Genomic DNA, 12,310 nt, shown 5'->3' with positions numbered 1-12,310 from the left:
CGGACCGGTCACCCGCGCCGGGAGTCAGCCGGACCAGCTGATGGCGCGGGCGGCCCGGGCGTACTCCCGGGCCAGCTCGGCGTCGAGGCGGGCCATCCGGTCGTCGTCGAGCCGTACCGCCGGGTCCTGCCAGGGCCGGGCGGCCAGCATCCGGTGGCGTAGGCCGGTCGGCGGGTGCGACGAGAACAGCGACGTCTCCTCGCGGACGGAGAGCTGGCGCGCCAGCGGCAGCCGGTCGGCGGCGGCGTCCAGCGACCGGGCCACCCCCGCCCGCCACGTCGCCGGACCGTGTCCGCCCCGGGCGCCCTGGCGGACCGCCAGCGTGACCGAGTCCAGGCTGAGCAGGACATCGAGGGCCCGGGTCGCCCCGGCCGTGCCGGCCGCCCGGGCGGACATCTCGTCGGCCAGGTACTCCGCCCGCTGGCTGTCCCGCAGCGCCGTCACCATGAGCAGCAGGTGACCGGCGAAGAGCAGCCGGGACAACACCCAGGACAGCATCCGACCCAGCGCCTCACCGACCATCTCCAGCAGCCCGCCGGCACGGGTGCCGGGCGCGGGGCGGAACAGGCCGGCGGCGTTGCCCAGCATGGTCAGCGCCGGTTGGGTGACCAGCAACCGGCGGATATCACCGTTGACGAAGTGGCCCAGCTCGTGGCCGAGCAGCGCGACCCGCTCCTGGCCGCCCAGCGCGCCCCACAGCGGCAGCCCGAGGGCCAGCACCCGACGCCGACGCAGCCCCACCGAGGTCGCGTACGCGTTGCGGCTGTCGTCCACCCCGATGACGTGCGGCACCGGCGCGCCGATCGCCGTCGCCACCTGCTCGACCAGCGCGTGCAGTTCCGGTGCCTGCTCCCGGGAGAGCACCTCCAGGCCCGGGTCCAGCCGGCCGAACCGGGGTCGTAGCGCCACCGCCAGGCCGATGAGCGCCAGCCCGAACACGATGGCGAAGTTCGGAAACGGGTACGCGAACAGCAGCCAGCCGCCGATGACCGCGAGCGCCAGCACGCCGGCGGTCAGCAGCAGCGACGCCACGGCGGTGACCAGTCCGGCCGGCCCGAGGCCGGCCGACTCCAGCGGGCGGTCGAGCAGCGCCGCGTACTGCTGCCGGGTCAGCCGGGTGGCGAGCCGGTGGGTGCGCCGGTCGATCCAGGCCCAGCCGAATTCCGGCGCCTGGCGGGTGCGGTCGTAGCCGTCGAGGTTCCACTCGCACCTGGTGCACCACGGCATCGCGTCGTGGAGCGACACCGTCGCCGCCCCGCACTCCGGGCAGGTCCCTGTACCGGCCTTCGTGATGATCACGAGCGCCGATCCTGCCGGGAACCGGCCGCCGGTGGCACCGGCCGTTCAGCGGAATCGTTGCCGACTTTGCCCGTTTCGCCCCGAGCTGGACCGAGCAGGTCTACTGTGGAGAACATCAGGACTATTTGCGGCGTTCCGGTGGCGGCCGGACGCTTCGCGGTGCACAGTGATCGCATGAGCGACAACGGAAGTGGCGGGCACTACTACTGGTGCACGCGACACCACCGGGTCGAGACCGATGCCGACGTGTGTCCCGCGAAGCACGTTCTCGGACCGTACGCCTCAGCCGCCGACGCGGAGAACGCCCTGCAGACGGTGCGGGAGCGGAACGAAGCGTGGGACGCCGAGGACGCCCGTTGGGCCGGGGAGGACAGGTAGACGGCGCGGGATGGCCCGCGTCGAGGTGATCCGTGCTCCGCGAGGGCGAGAGCACGTCCCCAAGGAGGGAACCGAGATGGCCGAAGCACAGCAGGCCACCACCCGCCCGGCCGCCAGACGTACGACCGCGAAGAAGACCACCGCAGCCAGGCGGACCGTGGGCGCGGCCACGGCCAGGACGGCGACGGTCACCAAGGCGTCCGCCAACGCCTCGGGTGCGGGTGCCGGCCGGGTCCCGGCGAAGAAGGCAGTCGCGAAGAAGGCGGCCGCCCGAAAGGCAGTGTCGGCGGCGCGGAAGGCGCCCGCGAAGAAGGCGCCGGCCACGAAGACCACCGCCAAGAAGGCGCCCGCGAAGAAGGCCGCCGTCAAGAAGGTCACCGCGGCGGCCAAGAAGGCGCCCGCGAAGAAGGTCACCGCGGCGGCGAAGAAGGCTCCCGCGAAGCGGGCGCCGGCCAAGAAGGTCACTGCGGCGAAGAAGGCTCCCGCGAAGAGGGTGCCCGCGAAGAAGGTCACCGCGGCGAAGAAGGCCCCCGCCAGGAAGGCCCCCGCCAAGAAGGTCACCGCGGCGAAGAAGGCTCCCGCGAAGAGGGCGCCCGCCAAGAAGGTCACCGCGGCGAAGAAGGCCCCCGCCAGGAAGGCGCCTGCGAAGAAGGCACCCGCGCGGAAGGCGGCGGCGAAGAAGACCACGACCGCGAAGAAGACCGCCGCCGCGAAGGCCGCTCCGACCCGCCCGACCGGGGGCGCCCGCAAGGCGGCGGCGAAGAAGGCACCGGCCAGGAAGGCGACCGGCAGCTCCTCGGCGGCCACCGCGCGCAGGGCGGCGGCGAGGAAGACAACCTCCGCGGCGTCGTCCGTGGGCCCGATCGAGGCCAGGACGAGTACCTCGACCGCCACCCACAAACGACTCACCGCCGCGCGGAAACCCGCGGGCACGAGGGTCGCCGCCGGCCGTTCGACGATCAGACCGGCCAGCACCCGCAGGGCAGCCGGCTGACGATCGGGGGCCGCCGCTGACCGGCGCCACGCTGGAGCCGCCGGCCGGTGGGCGGATCGGCCGCCGCGCTGTCAGGATTGACCGCGTGGTGATCCGACGCGTACTCGCGCCCCGCATCGACTTCGGCGCGCTGCGCCGCGAGCTGGGACTGCCCGAGAGTTTCCCGGCCGCGGCGCAGCGCGAGGCCGACGAGGCGGCCGCCGCGCCGCTGCCGGCCGTCGCCGACCGGACCGACGTCCCGTTCGTCACGGTCGACCCGGCGACCTCGCGCGACCTCGACCAGGCGATGCACCTCGCCCGCCGTCCCTGTGGCGGTTTCCGTGTCCGCTACGCCATCGCCGACGTCGCCACCCACGTACGCCCCGGCGGCGCGCTGGAGGCGGAGACCTGGCGCCGCGGGCAGACCGTCTATCTGCCCGACGGCAACGTGCCGCTGCACCCGCACACGCTCAGCGAGGGGGCGGCCAGCCTGCTGCCCGACGCCGACCGGGCAGCGGTGCTCTGGACCATCGACCTCGACGCCGACGGCGGCACGGTCGGCGTGGTGGTGGAACGCGCCCGGGTCCGCAGCCGGGCCAAGCTCGACTACGTCGGCGTGCAGCTCGCCGCCGACGCCGGCCGGCTGCCCGAGCCGATCGCCCTGCTGCCCGAGCTCGGCGCCCTGCTCACCGCCCGCGGGCTGCGCCGGGGCGCGGTCAACCTGCCCCTGCCCGAGCAGGACGTCGAGCCGGACGGCGACGGCTGGCGGCTGGTGCTGCGCGGGCCCGGCCCGATGGAGGACCACAACGCGCAGATCTCCCTGCTCACCGGGATGGCGGCCGCCGACATCATGCTCGCCGGCCGGATCGGGCTGCTGCGGACGATGCCCGCGCCGAAGCCGGACGCGGTCGACCGGCTGCGGCTGGCCGCCGGGCCGCTGGGCGTCTCCTGGCCGGCCGGGATGTCGGTGGGCGAGGTGCTCGCCGGGCTGGACTCCTCCCAGCCCCGGGCGGCCGCCTTCATCGACCAGGCGGCCGAGCTGATGCGCGGGGCCGCGTACACCGCCTTCGACGGGGAGCTGCCCGAGCAGCCGGCGCACGGCGGGGTGGCCGCCGCGTACGCCCACGTCACGGCGCCGCTGCGTCGGCTCGCCGACCGGTACGCGACCGAGGTCTGCCTGGCCCTGCACGAGGGCCGGGAGGTGCCCGACTGGGCCCGCGCCGCGCTGCCGAAGCTGCCCGAGGTGATGGCGGCCACCGACCGCACCGCGTCGGCGGCCACCCGGGGCGCGGTGGAACTGGCCGAGGCGGTGCTGCTGGAGCACCGGGTGGGGGAGACCTTCGAAGCGGCGGTGCTGGACGTGGACGAGCCCCGGGCGGCCACCGAGCTGCCCCGGCAGGCCGGGAACGGGACCACTCGGCCGGGTCGCCCGCCCGGGGGCACGGTGGCCCTGGACGAGCCGCCGGTGCGCGCCCGCTGCGTCGGCGAGCTGCCGCTCGGCGAGCGCGTCCCGGTCCGCCTGGTCACCGCCGACCCCACCCACCGCAAGGTGCTCTTCGAACGCGCCTGACCCGCCGCGGTTCCGCGGATGGGGTGGGGCAGCGGGGATTGTCACAGCCGCGCACGGTGCTGGCGGACGGCGCGGTTTGCGAGGATGCTCGCATGGCTTACGACGCGACCACGCTGCCCGACGTCTCCGGGCTGACCGTCGGCATCATCGGTGGCACCGGCGACCAGGGGCGGGGTCTGGCCTACCGGTTCGCCCGGGCCGGGCAGACCGTCCTGATCGGGTCCCGTTCCGCCGATCGGGCGGCGCAGGCCGCGGCCGAGATCGCCGCCCTGCCCGGCGTACCGGCCGGCGGGGTGGTGTCCGGCGCGGACAACGACGAGGTGGCCCGCCGCAGCGACGTGGTGATCATCGCGGTGCCGTGGGACGGGCACGCCGACATCGTCGCGGCCCTCGCCGGCCCGCTCGTCGGCAAGATCGTGGTCGACTGTGTCAACCCGCTCGGCTTCGACAAGCAGGGCCCGTACGCCCTCGCCGTCGCCGAGGGCAGCGCCGTGCAGCAGGCCGCCCGGCTGCTGCCCGAGTCCCGGGTCTGCGCCGCGTTCAACCACGTCAGCGCGCCGCTGCTGGCCGACCCGGAGATCGACCGGATCGACCTGGACGTGCTGATCTGCACCGAGGACCGCGAACTGGTCGGGGTGGTCGCCGCGCTCGCCGCCCGGATCCCCGGCATGCGGGGCATCTACGCCGGCCGGCTGCGCAACGCCCACCAGATCGAGGCGTTCACCGCGAACCTCATCGCGATCAACAAGCGTTACAAGGCCCACGCCGGCATCCGGGTCACCGACCTCTGAACCGGAGCGCGGGCGGTGCGGCCGCGGCCGCACCGCCCGGCGTACTCAGAAGGTGTGCTCGGCGGCGGGGAACTGGCCGTCGCGTACCTCGTCGGCGTACCGGCGGGTGGCGTCGGTCAGCGCGCCGGCCAGGTCGGCGTAGCGCTTGACGAAGCGCGGTGCCTTGCCGGTCCGCAGTCCGGCCATGTCCTGCCAGACCAGCACCTGGGCGTCGGTTTCCGGGCCGGCGCCGATGCCCACGGTCGGGATCCGCAGCTCGGCGGTGATCCGCTTGGCCACCTCACCGGGCACCATCTCCAGCACCACCGCGAACGCGCCCGCCTCGGCGACCGCCCGGGCGTCGGCGATCACCTCCTCGGCGGTGTCGCCGCGGCCCTGCACCCGGTAGCCGCCCAGCGTGTGCTCGCTCTGCGGGGTGAAGCCGATGTGCGCCATCACCGGGATGCCGGCGCCGACGATGGCCTCGATCTGCGCGGCGCAGCGGCGGCCACCCTCCAGCTTCACCGCGTGACAGCCGCCCTCCTTCATGAACCGCACCGCGGTCCGCAGCGCCTGCGCCGGTCCCTCCTCGTACGAGCCGAAGGGCAGGTCGCCGACGACGAGCGAGTGCTTCGTCGCCCGGACCACCGCCCGGACCAGGGGCAGCAGCTCCTCGGCGGTCACCGGCAGGGTGGTCTCGTAGCCGAAGACGTTGTTCGCCGCCGAGTCGCCGACCAGCAGCACCGGGATCCCCGCCTGGTCGAAGATCGAGGCGGTGTACTGGTCGTACGAGGTGAGCATCGCCCAGCGCTCGCCGCGCTCCTTGGCGGCGATCAGGTCGCGGGTACGGATCCGTCGGGTGGCCGGCCCGCCGTAGAGGGCGGTCACCTCGGTCGGGGTGGACTCCACCATGACTCTCTCCTTCCTCGAGGCCGCGTTCGCGGTCCCCGGGTTCCGCCGCGATCGTCCCACCGGACGACCGGGCGGCGGCAGGGCGGAGTGGAGGAATTCACTTCCCGGCCCGCCCGTGGGCCGGGATCGCGCCGCCCCGGCCTGCCGCCGCGTCGGCGGCCTCCGGCGCGGCACCCCGTGCTCGGCCCGCGGGCGGGAAAGTTCAGCCCGGCGGGGCGGGTGGGCTCAGCCGTGCTCGCGCCAGCGATTCGTGATCGGCAGCCGGCGGTCCCGCCCGAACGCCTTGTGCGAGATCTTCGTGCCGGGCGCGGACTGCCGGCGCTTGTACTCGGCGGTATCCACCATCCGCAGCACCTTGTCCACCACCGCGGGGTCGTGGCCCGAGGCGATCAGCCCATCCCGGCCCAGGTCGCCGTCGACGTAGCCGATCAGGATCGGGTCGAGCATGTCGTAGTCGGGCAGGGTGTCGCTGTCGAGCTGGCCGGGGCTCAGCTCGGCCGACGGGGGCTTGCCGATCGAGCTCTCCGGGATCGGCGGGGTCTCGCCCCGGCGCTCGGCGTCCGCGTTGCGCCACTTCGCCAGCCGCCAGATCAGCGTCTTCCAGACGTCCTTGACCGGGTTGTAGCCGCCCACCGAGTCGCCGTAGAGGGTCGAGTAGCCGACCGCCAGCTCGCTCTTGTTGCCGGTGGTGAGGACCAGGTGGCCCTCCTGGTTCGACAGCGCCATGAGGATCACCCCGCGGACCCGGGCCTGGAGGTTCTCCACGGTCACCCCGGAGAGCGACATGTTGGCCAGGAAGGTGTCCACCATGGGCTGGATCGGCTCGATCCGGTAGTCCAGGCCGGTCCGCTTGGCCAGCTCCTCGGCGTCCGCCCGCGAGTGCTCCGACGAGTGCTGGCTGGGCAGCGAGACGCCGACCACCCGCTCGGGCCCGAGCGCGTCCACCGCGATGGCGGCCGACACCGCCGAGTCGATTCCGCCGGAGAGGCCCAGCACCACCGAGGGGAACCGGTTCTTGTTGACGTAGTCGCGCAGGCCCAGCACCAGCGCCTGCCACACCTCGGCCTCGTCGGCGACCGGTTCGATGATGCCGCCGACGGCGACCGCGCCGGTGGCGGCCGGCGGGAGGCCGTCGCTGACCTCGGTGCGGACCACCCGCATCCCGCCGAGGTCCCGGTCCCCGTCGACCGGTTCCTTCGTCGGCGGCAGCTCCACGTCGTGCACCAGCAGGTGCTCGACGAACTGCGGCGCCCGGGCGAGCAGCGCACCGTCCGCGGCGACGATCATCGAGTCGCCGTCGTAGACCAGCTCGTCCTGGCCGCCGACCATGTTCACGTACGCGACGGCGGCGCCGGCCTCGGCGGCCCGGCGGCGCACCAGCGGCAGCCGGATGTCGTCCTTGTTCAGCTCGTACGGCGAGCCGTTGATGTTGACCACCAGCCCGACGCCGGCCTGCCGGGCCACCGCGAACGGGCCACCGGCCTGCCAGAGGTCCTCGCAGATGGTCAGCGCGACGTCCACCCCGCCGATCCGCACCACCTCGAGGGTGTTGCCCGGGACGAAGTACCGGTCCTCGTCGAAGACGCCGTAGTTGGGCAGGTGGTGCTTGAAATAGGTGGCCGCGACCGCGCCCCGGTGCAGCAGCGCGGAGGCGTTGCGGGCCCCCCGCCCCGGCTGGGCGTCGCCGCTGACCTGCGGCGGCCCGTCCGCGTCCAGGTAGCCGACCACGACCGGCAGGTCGCCGAGCCCGTCGGCGGCCAGGTCGGCGGCGAGCTGCCGCAGCGCGGCCTGGGAGGCGGCGACGAAGGACCGGCGGAAGACCAGGTCCTCGACCGGGTAGCCGGTCAGCATCATCTCCGGGAAGAGGGTGAGCTGAGCGCCGGCGCCGGCGGCCTTGCGGGTCCAGGCGCGGATCAGCTCCGCGTTGCCGGCGAGGTCGCCGACGGTCGGGTTGACCTGGCAGAGGGCGAGACGCACGGTGGGCATGTCCCTCATCTTGCCCCAGCGGGACGGGCCCGACCCGGCCGGACGTGGGAGACGCGGACCACCCGTCGCCGGGGCGGGACACGGCGGGACAGTCCCGATGTGGTCGCGTAACGTCGGCGTAACCAGGCCGGTGGAGACTGGGCGGTCAGGCCCGGGCCGGCCCGGCCCGGTGCCGGACGTACGTGTCGCGAGGGGTGGAAGTGGACCGTCAGCAGGAGTTCGTCCTCCGTACGCTGGAAGAGCGGGACATCCGGTTCGTCCGGCTGTGGTTCACCGACGTGCTCGGCACGCTCAAGAGCGTGTCAGTGGCCCCCGCCGAGCTGGAGGCGGCCTTCGAGGAGGGCATCGGCTTCGACGGCTCGGCGATCGAGGGCTTCGCCCGGGTCTTCGAGTCCGACATGGTCGCCATGCCCGACCCGACCACGTTCCAGGTCTTCCCCTTCGAGGGCGGGGTCAGCGGCGAGAGCGCCCGGATGTTCTGCGACATCCTGCTCCCCGACGGCAGCCCGTCCTGGGCCGACCCGCGGCACGTGCTGCGCCGGGCGCTGTCCAAGGCGGCGGAGAAGGGCTTCACCTTCTACACCCACCCCGAGATCGAGTTCTTCCTGCTGGAGAACGGCGCGCAGGACGGCTCGGTGCCGACCCCGGTGGACACCGGCGGCTACTTCGAGCACACCACCCACGCCGTGGCCCGGGACTTCCGCCGGCAGGCCGTGCTGGCGTTGGAGCGGATCGGCATCTCGGTGGAGTTCAGCCACCACGAGGTGGCCCCCGGCCAGCAGGAGATCGACCTCCGGTACGCCGACGCGCTGACCACCGCCGACAACATCATGACCTTCCGGCACGTGGTGAAGGAGGTGGCCCTCTCCACCGGCGTGCAGGCCAGCTTCATGCCGAAGCCCTTCACCGACCAGCCGGGCAGCGGGATGCACACCCACCTGTCGCTGTTCGAGGGGGAGCGCAACGCGTTCCACGACGCCGGCGACCCGATGAAGCTCTCCAAGGTGGCCAAGTCGTTCATCGCCGGGCTGCTCACCCACGCCCGGGAATACACGGCGGTCACCAACCAGTGGGTCAACTCCTACAAGCGGCTCTTCCCGCAGGCGCTGCCCGACCGGATCACCGAGAGCCCGGCGTACGTCTGCTGGGGCCACCTGAACCGGTCCGCGCTGGTCCGCGTGCCCGCTTACGGCAAGCCGAACTCGGCCCGGGTGGAGGTGCGCTCGCTGGACTCGGCGACCAACCCCTACCTGGCCTTCGCGGTCATGCTCGGCGCCGGACTCAAGGGCATCGAGGAGGGGTACGAGCTGCCGCCGGGCGCCGAGGACGACGTCTGGTCGCTGAGCAGCGCCGAGCGCCGCGCCATGGGCTACGAGGCGCTGCCGGAGAACCTGGCCGAGGCGATCGACGTGATGGCCGGCTCGGAGCTGGTCGCCGAGGTGCTCGGCGAGCACGTCTTCGACTTCTTCCTGCGCAACAAGCGGGCCGAGTGGGAGCAGTACCGCCGCGAGGTCACCCCGTACGAGCGGCAGCGCTACCTCTCGCTGTAGAGCCGGTCTGTCGTACCCCGGGCATAGCTTCCGGGGAGTGAACCGCACCGACCGTCTCTACGCGCTCGTGGAGGAGCTGCGGGCGGTGTCGCCGCGGCCGCGCAGCGCCAGCTGGCTGGCCCGGCGCTTCGAGGTAAGCGCCCGGACCATCGAGCGGGACATCGCCGCGCTGCAGGGCGCCGGGGTGCCGATCTGGGCCGAGCCCGGCCGCACCGGCGGGTACGTGGTGGACCGGGCGCGCACCCTGCCGCCGGTCAACCTGACCCCGGGCGAGGCGGTCGCCATGGCCGTCGCGCTGCACCGGCTGGCCGGCACGCCGTTCGCCCCGGCCGCCGGCGCGGCGCTGCGCAAGCTGGTCGCGGTGATGCCGGCCGCCGACGCCGCCGAGGCGCACCGCCTGGCCGGCCGGGTGCACCTGATCGGCGACGGGCCGGCCACCCCCGTCCCGGCCTCCGTCGCCGACGCGGTCACCGCGCGCCGCGTGCTCCGCCTCCGGTACGCCGACCGCGCCGGCGCCGACTCGGTGCGCGACGTGGAGCCGCTGGCCTACCTCGGCAGCCCCCGGCACTGGTACCTGGTCGCCTGGTGCCGGCTCCGCGACGGGCTGCGCTGCTTCCGCACCGACCGGATCCGCTCGGTGCACCCGCTGGCGGAGCCGGTGACCCGGGAGCTGCACCCCGGCGACCTCGACATCCCCCACGAGCGGGTCCGCCCGCTCAGTCTGGTGTGAGTCCGGGAAACACCGACAGGACGCTGTCGCGCAGCGGGGTGAGGCTGCTTCCTGACGACGCCGGCCGACCGGCCGGCACGACGAGGAGGCAGCATGTCCAGCACGCCCATCACCTGGTTCGAGATCGGCTCCGACCGCCCGGACGAGGTCGAGCGCTTCTACGCGGACCTGTTCGGCTGGACCTTCGAGGAGCAGGGTGCGGCCAACGGCGGGTCGTACCGGGTGACGACCGCCGGCGGGGAGCAGGGGATCGGCGGCGCGATCCGGGCCACCGGCGGCGACTCGCCGAACTACGCGATCTTCTACGCCGAGGTGGCGGACGTGGCGGAGACCTGCCGGCGGACCGAGGCCGCCGGGGGCAAGGTGCTGGTGCCGCTGCGGACCGCGCCGAGCGGGCTGACCTTCGCGCACCTGCTCGACCCGTCCGGGAACCACCTCGGCGTCTTCACCCCGCCCGCCGCGGCCTGACCCCGGCCGCCCGTCGCGCGTCTCCGGTCGCTTCTGGGTGCGGTTGTTGTCGCCCCGACGACAACAACCGCACCCAAAGCCGCGGAAAACGCGCCCGATGAGGAGTCAAGGAGTGGCCCCGCCGGCAGGTCCGGCCGGGAGGGAACAGCGGCCGGTGAGGAGACGGCGGGACCACCCGGGTCACTTGCCAGCCATGCCCCAGTCGCCGTGGTGGCCGCGCGCGCCCGCGCCCGGGCCCGGGAAGACGCCGGCCTCGACGGCCTTCAGCACCGCGTCGGCCTGCTCCTGGGTGAGCTTGCCGTCCTTGACGGCCTGGTCCAGCCGCTCCTTCAGCTGGGCCTGCCGCTCCTGCTGCCACGCCTGGCGGTCCTCGGTCGACGGCCGCTCCGGCCGGTCGCCCTGGTGCTGCTCGCGGATCTTCTCCAGCGCGGCGGTGACCTTGTCGGTCGACACGCCCAGTTCCTTGGCGAGGGCCTCGGCGAACGCGGCCTGCCGGTCGGCCCGCTGCTGCTGGCGGTCCGTTCCCTGGTCGGTGCTGGTGCTGGTGCTGGCGCTGGGGCTCGGGCTCTTGTCGTCGGCGAGCGCCACCGTCGGGGCGGCGATCCCGACGCCGAGCACCCCGGCGGCGGCCAGGCCGGCCAGCATGTGCTTCCTCGACATCTTGCGGATCATGCGGTTCTCCAGTTCGGTGGTGGTGCGTTGACGTCACCGACAGTGACGGGTGGAGCTGGGGAGAACCCGTGGCGACCCTGTCAACGCGCTGAAAATCCGATGTCGCCGGGCCAGGGCGGGTGGTCAGCGGACGGCGGGGGAGACCGTCAGGGTGCCGGCGGTGGCGTCGAGGACGGCGGGGGTGCCGACCGGGACGGTGAGCTGGCCGACGCCGTGCCCGATCGGCAGGCCGCCGAGGACCGGCGCGCCGAGGTCGCCCAGGCGCTCGGCGAGCACGTCGGTGACCGCGGTGTCCCAGCCGTCCGCGCACTCGGTGAACTGGCCGACCGCCACCCCGGCAACCCCGGCCAGGGCGCCGCAGCGGCGTAGGTGGGTGAGCATCCGGTCGACCTTGTACGGCGGCTCCTGCACCTCCTCGATCAGCAGCACCGCCCCGGTCAGGTCCGGCATGTCCGGAGTGCCGATCGACGCGGTGATCAGGCAGAGGTTGCCGCCGAGCAGCCGGCCCTCGGCCCGGCCGGGCACCCGGACCGGGTACGTCTCCTCCTCCCGCACCGCCTCGACGGTCACCGGCTCGGTGGTCATCAGCGCGGCGTGCAGCGACTCCGCCGAGCGGGGCGGGGTGCGGTCGTCCAGCCACGCTGCCCCCGGGCCGTGCACGCTGGCCAGCCGGCCGCCCCGCCAGAGCGCGAACTGCAGCGCGGTGATGTCGGAGAAGCCGGCCACCACCTTCGGGTCCCGGCGTACCGCGGCCATGTCGATCAGGTCGACCACCCGCTGCGCGCCGTAGCCGCCCCGGGTGCAGATCACCCCGCGCACCTCGGGGTCGGCGAAGGCGGTGTTCAGGTCGGCCGCCCGCAGCTCGTCCCCGCCGGCCAGGTAGCCCTGGCGGGCGTACGCGTTCGGCGCCAGCACCGGGCGCAGCCCCCAGCCGGTCAGCAGTTCGATGCCGCGGGCGACCCGCTCGGGACGGGTCGGGCCGGAGGGCGACACCAGCATCAC

General features: G+C 74.1%; 11 protein-coding genes. 5 read left to right on the top strand and 6 right to left on the bottom strand.

The window, feature by feature from the left end:
* Positions 1-24 precede the first annotated feature (24 nt).
* Both ACY34I_RS05010 and ACY34I_RS05005 read right to left on the bottom strand, forming a co-directional pair.
* Positions 25-1,299, bottom strand: coding sequence for a M48 family metalloprotease (locus ACY34I_RS05010; RefSeq protein WP_462752876.1), 1,275 nt, complete (start codon positions 1,297-1,299; stop codon positions 25-27).
* Between the two features lie 282 nt (positions 1,300-1,581).
* Positions 1,582-2,586, bottom strand: a complete 1,005-nt coding sequence (locus ACY34I_RS05005) for a hypothetical protein (RefSeq protein WP_462752875.1) — start codon at positions 2,584-2,586, stop codon at positions 1,582-1,584.
* A 170-nt stretch (positions 2,587-2,756) separates the two neighbouring features.
* Between ACY34I_RS05005 and ACY34I_RS05000 the strand changes: the two genes are divergently transcribed.
* Both ACY34I_RS05000 and npdG read left to right on the top strand, forming a co-directional pair.
* Positions 2,757-4,220 (top strand): RNB domain-containing ribonuclease, encoded by a 1,464-nt coding sequence (locus ACY34I_RS05000; RefSeq protein ID WP_462752873.1) that lies wholly within the window; start codon positions 2,757-2,759, stop codon positions 4,218-4,220.
* Between the two features lie 92 nt (positions 4,221-4,312).
* Positions 4,313-5,011 carry an NADPH-dependent F420 reductase gene (gene npdG, locus ACY34I_RS04995; protein ID WP_462752871.1) on the top strand — a complete coding sequence of 233 codons (699 nt, stop codon included), beginning with the start codon at positions 4,313-4,315 and terminating at the stop codon, positions 5,009-5,011.
* 45 nt (positions 5,012-5,056) lie between these two features.
* Here the strand turns inward: npdG and panB are convergent, their stop codons facing one another.
* Together panB and ACY34I_RS04985 are read right to left on the bottom strand one after the other, a co-directional pair.
* Positions 5,057-5,902 (bottom strand): 3-methyl-2-oxobutanoate hydroxymethyltransferase, encoded by an 846-nt coding sequence (panB, locus tag ACY34I_RS04990; RefSeq protein ID WP_462752869.1) that lies wholly within the window; start codon positions 5,900-5,902, stop codon positions 5,057-5,059.
* Between the two features lie 225 nt (positions 5,903-6,127).
* On the bottom strand, positions 6,128-7,888 hold the full coding sequence (locus ACY34I_RS04985) for an NAD+ synthase (protein WP_462752867.1): 1,761 nt from the start codon (positions 7,886-7,888) through the stop codon (positions 6,128-6,130).
* Between the two features lie 200 nt (positions 7,889-8,088).
* Between ACY34I_RS04985 and glnA the strand changes: the two genes are divergently transcribed.
* The 3 genes from glnA (at position 8,089) to ACY34I_RS04970 (ending at position 10,636) form a co-directional block, all read left to right on the top strand.
* A complete protein-coding gene (glnA, locus tag ACY34I_RS04980) occupies positions 8,089-9,438 on the top strand; it encodes a type I glutamate--ammonia ligase (RefSeq protein ID WP_412819547.1) in 1,350 nt (449 codons plus the stop codon).
* Between the two features lie 37 nt (positions 9,439-9,475).
* Positions 9,476-10,168, top strand: coding sequence for a helix-turn-helix transcriptional regulator (locus tag ACY34I_RS04975; protein ID WP_462752864.1), 693 nt, complete (start codon positions 9,476-9,478; stop codon positions 10,166-10,168).
* A 93-nt stretch (positions 10,169-10,261) separates the two neighbouring features.
* On the top strand, positions 10,262-10,636 hold the full coding sequence (locus ACY34I_RS04970) for a VOC family protein (protein WP_462752862.1): 375 nt from the start codon (positions 10,262-10,264) through the stop codon (positions 10,634-10,636).
* Positions 10,637-10,816: 180 nt separating this feature from the next.
* Here ACY34I_RS04970 and ACY34I_RS04965 read toward each other — a convergent pair whose 3' ends face one another.
* Both ACY34I_RS04965 and ACY34I_RS04960 read right to left on the bottom strand, forming a co-directional pair.
* A complete protein-coding gene (locus ACY34I_RS04965; RefSeq protein WP_462752860.1) occupies positions 10,817-11,308 on the bottom strand; it encodes a hypothetical protein in 492 nt (163 codons plus the stop codon).
* Positions 11,309-11,431: 123 nt separating this feature from the next.
* Positions 11,432-12,307 carry a S66 peptidase family protein gene (locus ACY34I_RS04960; protein WP_462753002.1) on the bottom strand — a complete coding sequence of 292 codons (876 nt, stop codon included), beginning with the start codon at positions 12,305-12,307 and terminating at the stop codon, positions 11,432-11,434.
* Positions 12,308-12,310: the final 3 nt, after the last annotated feature.

The organism is Micromonospora sp. RTBAU3-60, assembly GCF_054963695.1.
This window is presented reverse-complemented; position numbering and strand designations above follow the sequence as displayed.